Below are 15,716 nucleotides of genomic sequence, written 5' to 3'. Positions count from 1 at the left end.
TCGACGCCGGTGATGATCTCCATCCCGCACCCCACCCGCTGCCCTTAACGGCGCTCGAAAGAACGCCCGTAAGATCAGAAGGCAGGTTCAGACTAATCCCGGTAGGCGGCCCTCTGCGGATGGGTACGGAAGACGTACTTGGCCGAGCCGAACTTGGTGAGCTTTCGGCTACGCTGCGCCGGGTCCATCTCCAGGCCGCTGCCGGGATACCAGCTCTGGAGCACCTCCCGTGAGCCCTCGGTGAAGCGGTGGGTGATGAGTTCCACCGTCAGGTCGAGGTCCGGCGCGCCGTCCAGGGCGGCGGCGCAATCAGCCAGCAGGGCGTCGTAGGCCTCCCGCCAGTCCGGCAGGTTTAGGATGGGCGCGATGGTGAGGCCGATGCGGTAGCCCGCCATGGCGGCCTGCCGCATGGCGTGCAGCCGGTTCCGCACGCGCGGCGCCCCGCCCTCGAAGCCCTCCGCCCCGCGCGCATTGACGGAGAAGCGGATGCGCGTTCGGCGGTTATGCGGCAGGTCCAACAGGGTGCCGATGGCATCGTACTTCGTGGTGAAGCGGAGCTGCGCCTCCACCTCCCAAGCGCCGAAGAAGCGGATCGTCTCGGCCAGGCTGCCGGTGATGTGCTCGATGCCCAAGGGATCGGTGTAGCAGGAGCCCTCGAAGGTCGTGCCCTCCGCCGCGCGGGCGGCATTGCGAGAGGTGACCTGACCCTGGCCCAGTAACGGCGGCAGGCTGGCCAGGATCTCGGGCAGGTTGGCATAGGCACGGATGATCGGCGGGCCGGCGAGGGAGCCTGCGAGGTAGCAGTAGGCGCAATGGGCCGGGCAGCCCTCGGCCAGGTCGAAGCGCCAATCGGCGCTGGGCGGGATGGGCTGCGGCTTGCGGCGGCTGGCGGAGGCGACGACGACGGCCATGGTCGTCTTGGCGTCGCGGTAGGTATCGGGCAGGCCGGTCAGGCGGTCGGCCTTCAGCCGCACCACCTCCGCCCCGAGCACCGCGGCCCGCTCCGCCATGGTCGCGCCTTGCGGCCAGGAGAGGGTAGAGGGGGTGATGAGCAGGCGCTTTGGCTTCCAGAGCGGGTGGGCGCGGGCGGGGGCCTCCAGCACGTCAGAAGGCATAGCGCACCCGACAGTAGGGCATGCGGGCGGCCAGCAAGTCCTTGAAGCGCTGCAGCCAGCGGCGCTTCCAGCCGGTGCGGTAGCGCAGGTTCACGCCGCCGCTCTCGGAGACCTTCTCCTCCTGGATGTCCAGGCGCCAGAGCAGCTCCTCCGCCTTCGGGTGCCAGGCGAGGTTGATCTCGTGCAGATCCTTGTTGTGGGTGAGCATGATGATCTCGGCTGCGAGCTGATCCTTCACGGCGGCAGGCAGGATGTCGTCCAGCTCCTCGAACAGCGCGCTCCATTCCGCTTCCCACCCCTCACGCAGCACGACGGGGGAGAAGTTCACATGAACCTCGTAGCCGGCGCTGTGGAGGTCCGGGATAGCGGCGATGCGCTCCGCCACGGGGGAGGTGCGGACATCCAGCAGCTTCGCCAAAGCGGGCGGCATGAGGGACATGCGGATGCGCGTGCGGCCACGGGGATCGTAGGCCAGCAGATCCGGGTTCACCCATTTCGTCGCGAAGCTGCCCTTCGCGTTCGGCAGGGTGCGAAACAGCGAGACGAGGTCCCGCACGTTGTCTGAAATCGCAGCATCGACGGAAAGATCGCCGTTCTCGCCGAGGTCGTAGACCCAGGACTGCGGGTCCACCTGATTCGGCACCGTCTTCGGACCTTGTCGTGCGGCGTGGCGGGCGGTGGCGGCCAGGATCGCTTCGATGTTGACGAAGACGCTGATGGGGTTCGCATGTCCCTTGCGCCTGGCGACGTAGCAATAGGCGCAGGCCATGGCGCAGCCGTTGGAGGAGGAGGGCGCGATGAAGTCCGCGCTCCGCCCGTTGGGGCGGAAGGTCAGGCCTTTTTTCACGCCAAGCACCAAGGCCTGCCGCTTGGCGGCCAGGTAGTCGCCGGGATCGCCGTCCCGCAGTTCCGGGATGCGCCAATGGGAGGCGACCGGGATGCGCTCGGCCTGCGGAAAGCGGGCGAGGATCTCCCGCCCGCGGGCGTGCTCCTCAACGGCGGGTTCGAGGTAGATGCGGGCGATGTCGAGCGGGAGGGTGGTCATCCACGCGGGATGTGGGAGCGCTGCCCCGGCTTCCCAGGGGGCGGGTCAGATTCCAGGCAGCATCATGCTCGGCTTCCCGCCCCGATCGGGTGGGCGCATCGCGGTCAGTCATGCTGGCCGGACGCGGAATGGCGGGTCTCAATCAGATTCGATCATAGCGGCTTTGCGCCCGTGTTCAGGAGCGCGGATCTCGCAGATCTTTCTTCGTCGACCGGTACGCCCTCTGCAGCGCAGTCAGGCGACGGCGTTCAACCTCCTCCGCCGTCCGGTCTTTCGTCAGCTCCAACGCCGCCAGTTCCCGGCTCAGCTTCTGAAAATGCGCCCAGCGGTCGGCGTCGAGGAGGCCCCTGTCGAGCGCGTCGCGTACCGCACAGCCCGGTTCGGTGGTGTGCCCGCAGTCGCGAAAGCGGCAATCCTGGGCCAGGCGCTCGATGTCATCGAAGACCGTGCTGAGACCCGCATCAGCGTCGATCAGGCCCACTTCACGTATGCCGGGCGTGTCAAGGATCAGCCCTCCGCTTGGCAGCAGGACGAGTTGGCGATAGCTGGTGGTGTGGCGCCCTCGGGCATCCCCGGCGCGGATGTCCTGGGTCGCCATCCGCTCCTCACCCAACAGGGCATTGACCAGCGTGGATTTCCCGACGCCGGAGGAGCCGATCAGCACACAGGTCTCGCCCGGCAGGATGTGATCCATCAAGCCGCCGAGGCCAAGGCCTTGTCGCGCCGAGACGATGACCACCGAGCAGCCCGCCGCCAAGGTCGCTATCTCGGCGGCCTGGCCCTCCGGTTGCTCGCACAGATCGGCCTTGGTCAGCACCACCACCGGCCGTGCTCCGCTCTGCCAGGCAGCAGCGAGGAAGCGCTCGAGCCGACGCGGATTAAGATCGGCGTTCATCGAGGTGACGACGAAGACGACGTCGATGTTGGCGGCGACGACCTGCAGTGTCTGCACGCTGTCGGCCGCTCGACGCACGAAGGCTGTGCGACGAGGCAGGACAGCATGGATGATGGCTGTGCCCTCGGCCGCGTTCGCCGACAAAGCAACCCAGTCGCCGGCGGCCGGATGGCCTGCCTCCCGGGCTTCGTGGCGCAGGCGTCCGGAGAGCCTGGCGCTCAGGCTGCCGACATCCGTGACTACCAGATCAGCCTGGCGCCGCTGGACGATGATACGCCCGGGGAGGTAGCCGGCGCGCGCATGCGGCTCGAATGCCAGCCTCCACGCATCGGACCAGCCATACTGTTCGATCAAAAGCGACACTCTCGCATGGGATGGGACTCTGGCAGCGGCCGGGCGGCAAACCGACCCTCTGGACCGTGGCGCGGTAGGCCATTAGCCCAACATTACGCGGGTCATCGTCTATTGCGCCGACGATCACGCGCCGCCATGCCTTGCCGGGGGATTGGCGTCGTCCCGCTGGACAATAGCCCCGTTCGTCGCCTCATCATAATCACTCGTGGCGCTATTCAGGACCAGCGACAAGCCTTTTGCGGCCTTGCGGCTGGCCTTGGTCCGCCACGGTGGGCCTGTCCGGCATCTTCTCCAATCGTCCGGGTTCGAGCAGCCCCTGATCAAGGTCGAGGACCGAGCAGCCCCCGCAGTATGTCCTGCGCGCCACCCTGACTACCGCGCAGCATACCACCGAGCGCCCTGCCCAGGGCACCACCGGTGTCCCCGGCTAAGCCTCCCTGGGGTCGCTGGAAGCGGATCGCGTCCTGCGGCCCGTATGCGATAGCAGTTGCCTCAGCACGGGCCCTGCGGCCCTCCTCCTCGGCGCGCAGCGGCACGCCATCAGCCGTTAGGCAGACACGTACCGGACGGCCCCTGGGCGGCTTCGTCGCTGTCTCCAGACGCCAGACGGTGCATGGCAGGCCCGCGACACGGTCCACCCCTTCACGGGATGCGCGAGCGCCGGCCAGCGCGCGCTCACCCGCCTGAGCCCGGGCAGCAAGTTCGGGCAGGTCGAGCACGAGGCCGGTGCCATCATCCGCGGCAAAGGCGCGAGCGGCACGCAGATTTACCACCACCCATGCACCAGCCGGCAAGGGAACTCCACTCAGAGAGGCAGGCGTACCAGCGGGCAGGTCGGCCCGCAGCGCACGTAGATCAACGGACCACGCCAAGCGTGCGCTGGTAGGCTGGTTGCCGTTCTCCACCCGGTAAGTGACAGTTACGTCTCGGGTCGGCGGAAAGGGCGGCCGCTGCTGCGCCACCGCAGCAAGCGCGGCGAAGCTCGCCACGACCAGGATGGCGAAAGGCACAGCACGGTGCCAGGAGGTCCGCATGCCCGCCGTCCCGCTAGTCGATGATCGCTTGGTAAACGAGGGCGTTCACGAACTGCCTGTAGCGCCGCCGCTGCAGGCCCCGCGTCTGCGCCATGAACACCACAGCCAGCTGCTCCTGCGGGTCGGCCCACCAGTGCGTTCCATATGCCCCGTTCCAGTAGAAATCCCCGGAGCTGCCCATGAGGCTGCCTGCCCGCTCGCGCACGGCAACCGTCAACCCGAAGGCATAGCCATCCGAGAGTAGGTCGACAGCGGAGATGCGGTTCTCGATCCCGGATGTCAGGCGATTCGCTCGCATCATCTCCACGATCTTGCGACCGAGCACACGGGTTTCACCGAGTGATCCTCCATCCAGCAGCATCTGGACAAAGCGGAGGTAATCGGCAGCGGTGGAGGCAAGACCCGCACCGCCGCATTCGAAGCGTAGCGCCTTGCCGCGGTCCGGGACCGTCTGCATCGCGTCAGTGTCAGGGTCGCGCGCCAGTGGACGGGCGAGGCGTTCTAGTTTGCCAAGCGGCACCTGGAAGCCGGTGTCGGTCATGCCAAGCGGGCGGAACAGCCGCTGCTCCAGGAAGCCGCCGAGCTCCTGGCCCGCGATGGCCTCAACCACCAATCCGAGCACGTCGATCGACAGACCGTAATCCCAGACCGTCCCGGGCTGGAACAACAGCGGAGCGGCCGCCAGCCGATCCAGGAACTCTGTAATATCGAGGCTGGCCCCTGCGGCGTCCGAAGAGACGGGGTAGAGCCGGTGCACCGCCGTCGTGCCTCTCCCGCCATACGTGAGACCGGACGTGTGGCGCATCAGGTCTTCGATCGTGATCGAACGCTCTGCCGCCACGGTCTCCACCGGGCCGTGTCCGGACAGAACCGACTCGCTCAGCACCGCGACCCGCCTGGCTCCTAGTTGCGGCAAGTAGCGCTCCCCCGGATCGGCGAGCCCGAGCCGGCCCTCCTCCAGCAGCATCAGCGCGGCAGCACCCACGATGGGTTTGGTCATCGAGGCAATCGCAAAGATCGCGTTCAGCGGCATTGGGATGCTTTGGTCGGCATCGAGGTAACCAACGGCTTCGTGGAATACGAGATGCCCACGCCGCGCGACGGCGAGGACGGCTCCTGGAAGCCGCCTCGCTTCAGCTTCAGCACGCAACACGGGGATGATGCGGGCGACGCGTTCGGATGAGATGCCCACTGCTTCCGGAGCAGCGCGACGGAGAGCGCCCTCGTTGGGCAAGCTGGCCGCCTGACCGTCCTCAGAGGATGCTGCCATGTCGCCTCCTGCAGTGTCAGTTGCCGGCGCGGACCTGCCGCTGTGTCGCTAACTCCGCACAAGGGAGCACGTGGCCAGGTCAGCCGCAAACTCCCCGCATCCAAACTGAGTGACAGAAGTCCGGAAAACATCCGGCCCGACCCAAGCACTTCTCCAAGCAGGAGAGATGATCCGCTCCGATGCCCCGTATCTGGTCGTACACTGCGTGCCCAAGCGGGAAGTTGCCGGACAGAAGCTGCCACGCGGCCCAGGCAAGGACGATCCAGCGCAGAGTGTTGCTGGCGATGCGGTTCGGCTGGCCATCGGATCCTCCCCGCAGGGACTTGGAGGGAGGCAGCGGATCGACTGGACCGACCCGATACTCCCCAGGATGGCCCGAATGAGCTGGTTGTTGCATTATGGCGAGGGTTGGCCGCAAGGCAAAATAGCGCAACGGTGCCGTCGAGGAGCGGCACCTGCGGCGCGTCCGGGTAGACGCCCAGACCAGGACCGGAGACTGCCACGATGGACATGGAACCAGCCGGCCCCACCTCGCACGTCTATTTCTCGCAGCGGCTCCGCTTGCACTACGTGGACTGGGGCAATCCAGATGCCCCGCCGCTGCTCCTCGTCCATGGTGGGCGGGACCATTGCCGTAACTGGGACTGGGTCGCCGGGGCGATGCGACGAGATTGGCACGTCATCGCGCTCGACCTCCGTGGGCATGGCGACAGCCAGTGGTCCCCTGACGGCAACTACTCCATGGCGGCCTACATCTATGACCTCGCTCAGCTCATTCACCAGCAGGAACTGGCTCCTGTGACCATCGTGGCGCACTCGCTGGGCGGGAACATCGCGCTGCGCTACGCTGGCATCTACTCTGAAGCAGTGCGGAAGCTGGTCGCAATCGAAGGTCTGGGACCGGCGCCGGATGTGGCAGCGAAGCGTGCCGAGCGGCCTATCGATGATCGTATGCGGGCCTGGATCGAGGAGCAGCGCTCGCTCGCGGGCCGGATGCCGCGCCGCTACACGTCGGTGGACGAGGCCCTCCGGCGCATGCAGGAGGAGAACAGGCATCTGAGCACCGATCAGGCCAGGCACCTGACCCGGCACGGGGTCAACCAAAACGAAGACGGCACCTACAGCTGGAAATTCGACAACTACGTCCGCTCGCAGCCGCCCTACGACATGACACGGACTGACCTCGAGCATCTTTGGGGCCGCGTCACGTGCCCGACGCTCCTCGTGTATGGCGACGAGAGCTGGGCATCGAACCCCTCGCGGGATGGCCGGGCCCGCCACTTCCGGAACGCCAGGGTCGTATCGTTCGAGCGCGCCGGGCACTGGGTCCACCACGACAGGCTTGAAGCCTTCGTCACCGAGGTCAGCGGCTTCCTTGGCCCTTGACGGCTTGCGGTGTGACTGCCGGTTGGAGCCGGGCTCCAACTCAAATCGGCTTTGCCGCCTTCCGCGCAACTCGCTTTGACACAGGTCATGTGACGCACGCCTGCCCCGTTGATCGCCGGGCCCGACCAGTTCCTAATGGAAAGCTCCAGCATCGGGATTACAATTCCATGGACGCCTCGCTAGGAGACAAGGTGGCCTGGGTCACCGGCGCGGGTTCCGGCATTGGCCAAGCTGCTGCGCTTGCTCTGGCCAAAGCAGGTGCGACGCTGGTCCTGAGCGGCCGGCGCGAGGCGCCCCTCGAAGCGACCGCGTCCGCAATCCGCGAGGCTGGCGGCTCCGCTACCGTATCGCCGGCCGATGTCGCCGATCCGGCGGCGGTCACTGCCGTTGCTGGTCGGATCGAGGCTGAGCTTGGCCGGTGCGACATCCTAGTCAACAGTGCCGGCCTCAACATCCGCCGGCGGAGCTGGGCCGAGGTCGATGCGACAGGCTTCGCCTCCGTGCTGGCGGCTGACCTCGCAGGACCGTTTCACACGACGGCCGCCGTTCTGCCGATGATGCGTGCCAGGCGGGACGGGCTCATCGTCCAAGTCGCCTCCTGGGCTGGTCGCCATGTTCTCCGCATGCCTGGGCCGGCCTACACGGCCGCCAAGCACGGTCTGGTGGCGCTCAGCGAAAGCATCAATCTCGAGGAATGCACCAACGGCATCAGGTCTTGCTGCATCTGCCCCGCCGATGTCGCCACGCCCATTCTCGATGCGCGGCCTGTCCCTGTTCCAGCGGAGGAGAGAGCGAGGATGCTGCAGGTCGATGATCTCGCCGCCGCGGTTCTGTTCGTGGCGCGCATGCCGGCGCGCGTTTGCGTCAACGAAATCCTCGTCAGCCCAACCTGGAACCGCTTCTACACTGGGGCGCAGACGCCCTAGCGGATCAGGCTGGGACGGCACTCAGCCATGCACCGTTCAAAGCCTATGGACGACGGATGCCGCGAGCATAGGACGGTGATTGACATGGAGAACCGCCATCAGACAAATCCGATCAGAAGGTTCTCAGGCACGGCCATCGGGGATCCGTATAGCTGAATTCAATGATGAAGTGCATAGACCGGCGGCGTCGTGCGAGTATGCGGGTGAGCAGGTCCACATTGCGGGGAGGCCCAAAGAAGATGTTGACGGCTGCATCTTCACGAAGCCTCGCCTGGGTGGTGCTTGGATTAGTATCACTCGTTGTCCTCGGCACAGCCGCGCATGCCTATGGACAAGTTCCTTCAGTCGAGCCGCCCCACCCCGTTCGACACAAGATAGGAGCCTTCATCACGGATCTGCATGGCTTCGATCTGAGCCGCGGCACCTTCGGCGCTAATTTTTGGATCTGGGCTGTTGGACCCAATTCGGCGCGCGCGCTGCAGACCATGGAATTTCCGAATGCCGACACGATCGCGGTGCGGCTCGAGAGCACGATGCCACGTGGTGATGTGAGCTGGAGCCAACGGAAGCTGACCGGCACCTTCCACCATCAATGGGATCTCGGAAATTATCCGTTTGACCGGCACGCGCTGGCGATCATCTTTGAGGAGGGAATCGAAGAGGAGCCCGCTGTCTCGTACGAAGCCGATGCAGCAAACTCAGGCTTTGGCCTGGAGGAAGCGGTTGAAGGCTGGCGCATCCGCTCCATGCGTATCGAGGTAGAATCCGCTACCTACGCGACCAACTTCGGCGATCCTGCGACTTCCGGCTCTGCAAGCCGATTTGGCCGACTTCGAGCAGTGCTCGAACTGGAGCGATCAGACTGGACGGGCTTCGCCAAGCTGACAGCAGCGCTTTACGCAGGCTTCCTGATCTGCCTTATCGGTTGCCTCGTGCCGGTGAATGCTACGACTTTCGCGCCGCGGGTCACCCTGCTCGTCGCGTCCCTCTTCGCCATGGTGATCAACATGCGGTCGGCGAGCGCCGCACTCGGCAGCGAACATGGCCTCACACTCATCGACAAGCTCCATGTTGCCGGTCTAGCCTACGTAGTTGCGATTGCGGCAGCGACGGTACTGGTCAGGCTACGGGTCGAGCACGCCGATCGGGGAGAAGGCGATCGCTATAAATTGGCACGGCTAGATCATCGGTCTTGTATTGTCCCTGCTGTGATCTTCATCGTGCTGAACGTAGCACTGCTGCTGCAAGCCGCGATTGAGCGGTAGATTGGGCCGATACCGTCAGGCAGCTCGAGGTGCCTGAGCTTGCAATGCTTCGGCGTCGAGGTGATGTCCTGCAGACTTTGCATGCAGCACTATCGGACCGCCGCAGGCGATGGACCAGGGGCGCCGGCCCGCCTACACCTTTGGTACCACTCCTGCCTGGCATGACCGCGCCGGGGTGCCTCCTTTCTCCTGGTGGCTGTGATGGAACATCCGCGCAAACTCTCCAGCCGGCAATGCGAGCGCGCCGCGTGACCTGGCCGCTGCTGCTCATTGTCTGGCTCTGCTGGGGCTTCAGCTATCCCTTTATGGCCTGGACGCTGGAGGCGGTAGACCTGATCACCGCCCGCCTGCTGGCCAATGCCGGTGCCGGAACCCTGCTTCTGCTGCTCTGTCTGCGTGCGCCGGGTCGGCGTATCCTGCCGCACCGCGAGGAGTGGCGCGGCGTGCTCGCGCTCAGCCTGCTGATCATGGTCGTCTTCCCCTTCGCGCTGATCGCCGGCGTGATGCTGGTCGGGCCGGGGCAGGCTGCCATCCTGAACTACACCATGCCGCTCTGGGCCTCGCTGCTCGCGGTGCCGGTGCTGGGCGAGCGCCTGGACCGCCGCATCCTGATGGCACTTGGCCTTGGGCTCGCTGCCGTGCTGCTGATCCTAGCAGGCACCATGGGGACCGAGGGTCCGAACGGCTTCGGTGTGGCGTTGGGCCTCATGGCGGGCGCTACCTTCGGCGCCGGCACGGTGCTCAGCAAGAAGCTGCGCTTCCGCAGCCCCGTGTTGCTCATCACGACCTGGCAGCTGCTGCTGGGAACGCCGCCGGCGTTCGTGGTGTGGCTGCTGCTGCACGATCACACTTATCTGCACTCGGCAGCGGGGCGCGGGTGGTTCGGCCTTTTCTATATGGTCGTCTTCGCCAATGCGCTTGCCTACGCCGCATGGTTCCCCGTGGTGGGACGGCTGAAGGCCAGCGTAGCCAGCCTCTCGCTGCTGGTGGTGCCCTGTCTCGGTGTCGCCAGCAGCGCGCTACTCGTACAGCGCGAGATTGGTCCGTTCGACGTGGCGGCCCTGGTCTGCGTACTGGGCGCAATCGCTCTCGTAGTCCGGCGGCCTACAGCACCGCTGGCAACGGAGGAGAAACATCGGCAAACCGGCTGAGACGCATGGGATCGTCAACCATGCCCATCTACAGCAGTGCTCTCGATCGCTACACCAATAACCGGAACTGTGCGTCGGTCTCAGCTGAGCTTTCATTGAGAGCGGAAAGCGTGACGCCAAGGAGCCGGATCCCTCTCGGGACCGGAAACAGCGGCTCGAGCAGCGCGAGGCTCACCTGTTCCAACTCGCCATGGCTGGAGACCGGTGCAATGCCCGTCCTGCTCCTCGTGACTTGGCTGAAGTCGGCGTACTTGACCTTCAGCGTCACCGTCCGGCCGCGAATATCGGCACCCTCGCAGTATCGCCAAACCTTCTCGATGATCGGCTGCAGCGCCGCGCCTGCGGCGTCCAGGGTGGCCAGGTCAGTGGCAAAGGTGTTCTCCGCGCCGACGGATTTGCGGATGCGATCCGCCCGAACCGGGCGTTCGTCGACGCCGCGGGCGATCCAGTAATAGTAGGCGCCGGCCTTGCCGAAGTGCCGCTGCAGGAACGCCATGTCCTGCGCCCGCAGGTCGAGGCCATTGTGGATCCCGAGCTGGTTCATCCGGGCCGAGGTGGCCGGGCCGATGCCGTGGAACTTGCCGACCGGCAGGGCTTCGACGAAGGCCGGTCCCATCCGCGGCGTGATAACGAATAGCCCGTCGGGCTTGCGGTGGTCGGAGGCCAGTTTGGCCAGGAACTTGTTGTAGGAAATCCCGGCCGAGGCGGTCAGCGCCGTCGCGGCCTTGATGCTGGCCCGGATGCGCTGCGCGATCTCGGTCGCGGAGGCGATGCCCTGCAGGTTCTCGGTGACGTCGAGATAGGCCTCGTCCAGCGAGAGGGGCTCGATCAGGGCCGTGTGTTCGGCAAAGATCGTGCGGATCTGCAACGACGCTGCCTTGTAGACATCGAAGCGCGGCGGCACGAAGACCAGCTCGGGACATTTCCGCCGAGCGGTGACCGAGGGCATGGCCGAATGTACGCCGAACTTGCGTGCCTCGTAGCTCGCGGCGGCCACCACACCCCGCTCGCGCGAGCCGCCGACCGCGACCGGTCTGCCGCGCAGCTCCGGATGGTCCCGTTGCTCGACCGAGGCGTAGAACGCGTCCATGTCGATGTGGATAATCTTGCGTATTGGCGGAGCATCGGTCGTGGTGATGGGGCTCTCAGCCGCGCCGGCTATCGTCTCCTGGTCGGGATCGGCATCGGACAAGGTCGCACCATCAGGACGCGGCTGGCGCCCCGTCCTGCTTCTCGCCGCGGGCCACGATGACCAGCGAAGCGTCCGGCAGCGGCCGTTGCAGCGCGAGGGCTTCCTCCGTGGGGGCGTTCATCCACACGTCGATCTCCTCCGGCGTGGTCAAGATGACCGGCATGGCTTTCGGATGGATGACGCCGACCTCGCGGTTCGGGTCGGTCGTCAGGAAGGCAAAGAGGTCGTTCGTCGTCTCCCCCTCCTTGATCTTCCGCACCGAGCTCCAGCGTGTCCAGATGCCGGCAAAGCAGGCCAGCGGCCGGCTCTCGTCGAAGGCGAACCAGACCGGCGGACGCGTGCCGTCGGGAAGGACCTCGTGCTCGGAGAAGCTGGTGAAGGGCACGACGCAGCGGTGCTCGACGCCGAGCCAGCGGCGCCAGTGCGGCGACTTGACGTTGCGGACATTGGTGACGCCCGGGTCGGACTTCTTACCCTTCAGCGCGAAGGCGGGCGAGGGCATGCCCCAGCGGGCCCTGGTCAGCTCGCGGCCGTCGGGCTGGTTGCGGACGATCGGCGCGGCATAGTCCGGGAAGACCCCGGGCAGCGGCGGCAGGTTGCCGGTCCGGTCGCTCATGGCGCGTGCCAGTTCGCGGATGGCCTGCTGACCCTTGGTGATGCTGTAGAGGTTGCACATGGGCTGTGGCACGCCCTCCCGGGCTGGCGGTGCGAGGGTGACGAGGATTGGGCCGGCGGCGGTAGGCGGCAAGATGGCCCAACTCCGCCGATCATCAGCGGAAATCCCGGCTGCCCGGCAGCTTGGGCGGCCGACTGCCGGGCTCGGGGCGCCGCACCTCGTCGGCCCGGCCGAGCGTCTTCTCCGTCCAGCCCTGGTCCGTGGTGTTGCCGTCGATCTCGGCCAGCCGGCTGAGCAGGTCGGAGCGGTCGATCAGCCGCTCGACGATGAGGTGGGTGATCGGCACCTCGGCCTGCTCCACCTCGCGCTCCACCCGGCCCTCGGCAACCAGCAGGCGCCCCGAGACCAGCGCCGCGCGGTCGCGCGCCGCGATCCGCTCGAAGACGACGAGGTTGGCCACCCCGTGCTCGTCCTCGACGGTGAGGAAGACCACCCCCTTGGCCGAGCCCGGGCGTTGGCGGATCAGCACCAGCCCGGGCAGGCGCAGCTTTGTTCCGGCGCGCTGGGCATTCAACTGTCGGGTGTCTTGGCAGCCCAGCGCCTCCAGCCGCGGCCGCAGCAGCGCCAGCGGGTGGCGCCGCAGGGTCAGGCCGGTGGCCAGGTAGTCCTCGACCACCGCCTCGCCCTCGGTCGGGTCCGGCAGGGTGACGGCCGGCTCCGGCACCAGCGGCGCCTGCGCCGCCATGGCGGCCGCCTCGGTCCCGGCGGCGACGGCGAAGAGCGGCAGGTCCTGCGGCCCGTTCGCCACGCCGCGGGCATCCCACCCAGCCCGGCGGCGGCTGGGCCCTGTGCCGGCGAAGGCGTCCGCCCCGGCCAGCGCCTCGAGCGCCTGCCGCCCCACCCCGGCCCGCCACGCGGCCTCCTCGACCGAGGTGAAGGGCGCCCCGTTACGGGCCCGCCGGGCCGCCAGGATGGCCCGCGCCTCGGCCTCCGGGAGACCTGCCACCAGCCGCAGCCCGAGCCGGAGGGCAAGGCCGCCGGCGCTGGCTGGCTGCGGCTCCAGCGTGCTGTCCCAGTCGCTGGCGTTGACCTCGATCGCCAAGATGGCCACGCCGTGCTCGCGGGCGTCACGGACGATTTGTGCCGGGGCATAGAAGCCCATCGGTTGGCTGTTCAGCAGAGCGCAGGCAAAGACCGCCGGGTGGTGGCACTTTACCCAGGCCGAGGCATAGACCAGGTGGGCGAAGCTTGCGGCATGGCTTTCCGGAAAGCCGTAGCCGCCGAAGCCCTCGATCTGCTGGAACACCCGCATGGCGAAGCCGCGCTGATAGCCCCGCCGGACCATGCCCTCGACCAGCCGTTCCTGGTGGCGGGTGACGCCGCCCGAGAGCTTGAAGGTGGCCATGGCCCGGCGCAGCTGGTCGGCCTCCTCCGGGGTGAAGCCGGCGGCAACGATCGCCAGCCGCATCGCCTGCTCCTGGAACAGCGGCACGCCAAGGGTCTTGCCCAGAACCCGCTCCAGCTCGTCCGGCGGGCCGTGCTCGGGCGCGGGGGAGGGATAGCGCACCGGCTCCTGGCCCCATTTGCGCCGGAGATAGGGATGGACCATGTCGCCCTGGATCGGCCCGGGCCGGACGATCGCCACCTCGATGACCAGGTCGTAGAAGCGCTCCGGGCGCAGCCGGGGCAGCATGTTCATCTGCGCCCGGCTCTCGACCTGGAAGACGCCGAGGCTGTCGGCCCGGCGCAGCATGGCATAGGTCGCCGGGCAGTCGCGCGGCAGGCTGGCCAGGTCGTGCTCGAGCCGGTGGTGCCGGCGCAGCAGGTCGAAGGCCCGCCGCAGGCAGGACAGCATCCCGAGGCCCAGCACATCGACCTTGAGGATGCCGAGCGCGTCGATGTCGTCCTTATCCCATTCGAGAACGGTTCGCCCCTCCATGGCCGCATTGGTCACCACGGCGAGCTCGACCAGCGGCCCGCGGGTGATGACAAAGCCGCCGACATGGGTGGCGGCATGGCGGGGGAAGTCGAGGATCTCCTCGGTGAGTTCCAGCGCCATGGCCAGGTGGGGGTCGGCGGTATCGAGCCCCTCGGCCGCGGCGAGCGCCGACAGCCCCATCTCGTGCCCCGGGCCCCAGCTGCCCTTGGCCAGCCGTGCCGTGACGTCCTCGGAGAGGCTCATCGCCTTGCCGACCTCGCGGACGGCGCTGCGGGTGCGGTAGCGGATGACGGTGGCGCAGATCGCCGCCCGCTCCCGGCCGTAGCGGTCATAGAGGTGCTGGATCACCTCCTCGCGGCGCTCGTGCTCGAAGTCGATGTCGATATCGGGCGGCTCGCCCCGGCTGGCCGAGACGAAGCGCTCGAACAGCAAATCGTGCTTGGCCGGATCGACCGCGGTGATGCCCAGCACATAGCAGACCGCCGAGTTGGCGGCCGAGCCGCGGCCCTGGCAGAGGATACCGTGGTCCCGCGCAAAGCGGACGATCTCGTGCACGGTGAGGAAGTACGGCGCGTAGCCGAGCTCGGCGATCAGCCGCAGCTCATGGGCGATCCGCTCGGCGATGCCGGGCGGCGTGCCACGCGGCCAGCGCGCGGCCTGGGCCGCGGCGACCCGGCCGGCCAGCGTCTCCTGCGGCGAGCGCCCGGGCTCGAGTACCTCGTCGGGATATTCGTAGCGCAGCTGGTCGAGCGAGAAGCCGCCGCTGGCCTCGAGCGCCGCCAGGCTGTTGGCCAGCGCCTCCGGATGGTCCGCGAAGAGCCTGGCCATCTCGGCGGCCGGCTTGAGATGGCGCTCGGCATTGGCCTCGGCCGCGTAGCCGAGTGCGTCGACAGTGGTGCGCAGCCGGATGGCGGTGAGCACGTCGGCGAGGCGGCGGCGGTCGGGGTGGTGGTAGCGGACATCGCCGGTGGCGAGCAGCCGCGTGCCCGTCTGCGCCGCCAACCTGGTCAGGACATCGAGCCGGTGCCGGTCATCGCCGCGGAAGGTGCAGGCGGCAGCCAGAAGGAGGGGCAGGGCGAGTCGGTCGCGCAGCGCCGCGGCGTCCCGGCGCAGCTGGGCCACATCGACGGCATCGGCCCGGGCCGGCGGGATCGCCGCCAGCACCCAGCCTTCGGCGGCGGCGAGCAGGGCCTTCCGGCTGATCCGGCACTCGCCCTTGGGCGCATGCATGCGGCCGCGGGAGAGCAGGGCGGTCAGCCGGCCATAGGCGACGCGGCTGCCGGGCCAGGCGAGCCACTCGGAGCCGTCGTCAAGCCGGAGGCGGCAGCCGACCCGGAAGGTCAGCCCCACCGCCTTGGCCGCGACATGGCCGCGGACCACGCCGGCGAGGCTGTTCAGGTCGCAGATCCCGAGCCCGGCCAGGCCGAGGGCCTTGGCGGTCTGCACCAGCTCCTCCGGGTGCGAGGCGCCATCGAGGAAGCTGAAGTTGGACCGGGCGGACAGCTCGGCGAAGGCAGCCACGCGGGCC

11 protein-coding genes are annotated in these 15,716 nt (G+C 67.6%); 4 read left to right on the top strand and 7 right to left on the bottom strand.

The genetic code is table 11. From position 1 onward, the window contains the following. Positions 1–92: 92 nt before the first annotated feature. From ACFQS7_RS26905 to ACFQS7_RS26890, 4 genes are all read right to left on the bottom strand, one after another. Positions 93–1,103, bottom strand: a complete 1,011-nt coding sequence (locus ACFQS7_RS26905) for a radical SAM protein (protein ID WP_380070234.1) — start codon at positions 1,101–1,103, stop codon at positions 93–95. A gap of 1 nt (position 1,104) precedes the next feature. After that, positions 1,105–2,160 (bottom strand): spore photoproduct lyase family protein, encoded by a 1,056-nt coding sequence (locus ACFQS7_RS26900; RefSeq protein ID WP_380070233.1) that lies wholly within the window; start codon positions 2,158–2,160, stop codon positions 1,105–1,107. A gap of 175 nt (positions 2,161–2,335) precedes the next feature. Further along, positions 2,336–3,418 (bottom strand): ribosome small subunit-dependent GTPase A, encoded by a 1,083-nt coding sequence (gene rsgA / locus ACFQS7_RS26895; RefSeq protein WP_380070232.1) that lies wholly within the window; start codon positions 3,416–3,418, stop codon positions 2,336–2,338. A 1,038-nt stretch (positions 3,419–4,456) separates the two neighbouring features. Further along, on the bottom strand, positions 4,457–5,713 hold the full coding sequence (locus ACFQS7_RS26890; RefSeq protein ID WP_380070231.1) for a serine hydrolase domain-containing protein: 1,257 nt from the start codon (positions 5,711–5,713) through the stop codon (positions 4,457–4,459). Between the two features lie 504 nt (positions 5,714–6,217). Between ACFQS7_RS26890 and ACFQS7_RS26885 the strand changes: the two genes are divergently transcribed. The 4 genes from ACFQS7_RS26885 to ACFQS7_RS26870 all read left to right on the top strand — a co-directional run bounded on the left by ACFQS7_RS26885 (position 6,218) and on the right by ACFQS7_RS26870 (position 10,441). Continuing rightward, complete coding sequence (locus ACFQS7_RS26885; RefSeq protein WP_380070230.1) at positions 6,218–7,099, top strand: alpha/beta fold hydrolase; 882 nt, start codon at positions 6,218–6,220, stop codon at positions 7,097–7,099. Between the two features lie 167 nt (positions 7,100–7,266). Then, positions 7,267–8,025, top strand: coding sequence for an SDR family oxidoreductase (locus ACFQS7_RS26880; RefSeq protein ID WP_380070229.1), 759 nt, complete (start codon positions 7,267–7,269; stop codon positions 8,023–8,025). Positions 8,026–8,264: 239 nt separating this feature from the next. Continuing rightward, positions 8,265–9,290, top strand: coding sequence for a hypothetical protein (locus tag ACFQS7_RS26875; RefSeq protein ID WP_380070228.1), 1,026 nt, complete (start codon positions 8,265–8,267; stop codon positions 9,288–9,290). 248 nt (positions 9,291–9,538) lie between these two features. Continuing rightward, positions 9,539–10,441: a DMT family transporter gene (locus ACFQS7_RS26870; protein ID WP_380070227.1), complete on the top strand. Its 903-nt coding sequence runs from the start codon at positions 9,539–9,541 to the stop codon at positions 10,439–10,441. Between the two features lie 49 nt (positions 10,442–10,490). On the opposite strand, the gene dinB is transcribed toward ACFQS7_RS26870, so the two are convergent. The 3 genes from dinB to ACFQS7_RS26855 form a co-directional block, all read right to left on the bottom strand. Further along, positions 10,491–11,531, bottom strand: a complete 1,041-nt coding sequence (gene dinB / locus ACFQS7_RS26865) for a DNA polymerase IV (RefSeq protein WP_380070238.1) — start codon at positions 11,529–11,531, stop codon at positions 10,491–10,493. A gap of 112 nt (positions 11,532–11,643) precedes the next feature. Beyond that, positions 11,644–12,309, bottom strand: a complete 666-nt coding sequence (locus ACFQS7_RS26860; protein ID WP_380070237.1) for an SOS response-associated peptidase — start codon at positions 12,307–12,309, stop codon at positions 11,644–11,646. A 94-nt stretch (positions 12,310–12,403) separates the two neighbouring features. Next, a complete protein-coding gene (locus ACFQS7_RS26855; RefSeq protein WP_380070226.1) occupies positions 12,404–15,709 on the bottom strand; it encodes an error-prone DNA polymerase in 3,306 nt (1,101 codons plus the stop codon). Between the last annotated feature and the right edge of the window lie 7 nt (positions 15,710–15,716).

Source organism: Dankookia sp. GCM10030260, assembly GCF_042666655.1.
GTDB lineage: Bacteria > Pseudomonadota > Alphaproteobacteria > Acetobacterales > Acetobacteraceae > Paracraurococcus.
This window is presented reverse-complemented; position numbering and strand designations above follow the sequence as displayed.

Coding starts and splice junctions, on each gene's coding strand:
- ACFQS7_RS26900 (WP_380070233.1), bottom strand. CDS start 2,160: ATGACCACCCTCCCGCTCGACATCGCCCGCATCTACCTCGAACCCGCC.
- ACFQS7_RS26890 (WP_380070231.1), bottom strand. CDS start 5,713: ATGGCAGCATCCTCTGAGGACGGTCAGGCGGCCAGCTTGCCCAACGAG.
- ACFQS7_RS26885 (WP_380070230.1), top strand. CDS start 6,218: ATGGACATGGAACCAGCCGGCCCCACCTCGCACGTCTATTTCTCGCAG.
- ACFQS7_RS26880 (WP_380070229.1), top strand. CDS start 7,267: ATGGACGCCTCGCTAGGAGACAAGGTGGCCTGGGTCACCGGCGCGGGT.
- ACFQS7_RS26875 (WP_380070228.1), top strand. CDS start 8,265: ATGTTGACGGCTGCATCTTCACGAAGCCTCGCCTGGGTGGTGCTTGGA.
- dinB (WP_380070238.1), bottom strand. CDS start 11,531: ATGGACGCGTTCTACGCCTCGGTCGAGCAACGGGACCATCCGGAGCTG.
- ACFQS7_RS26860 (WP_380070237.1), bottom strand. CDS start 12,309: ATGTGCAACCTCTACAGCATCACCAAGGGTCAGCAGGCCATCCGCGAA.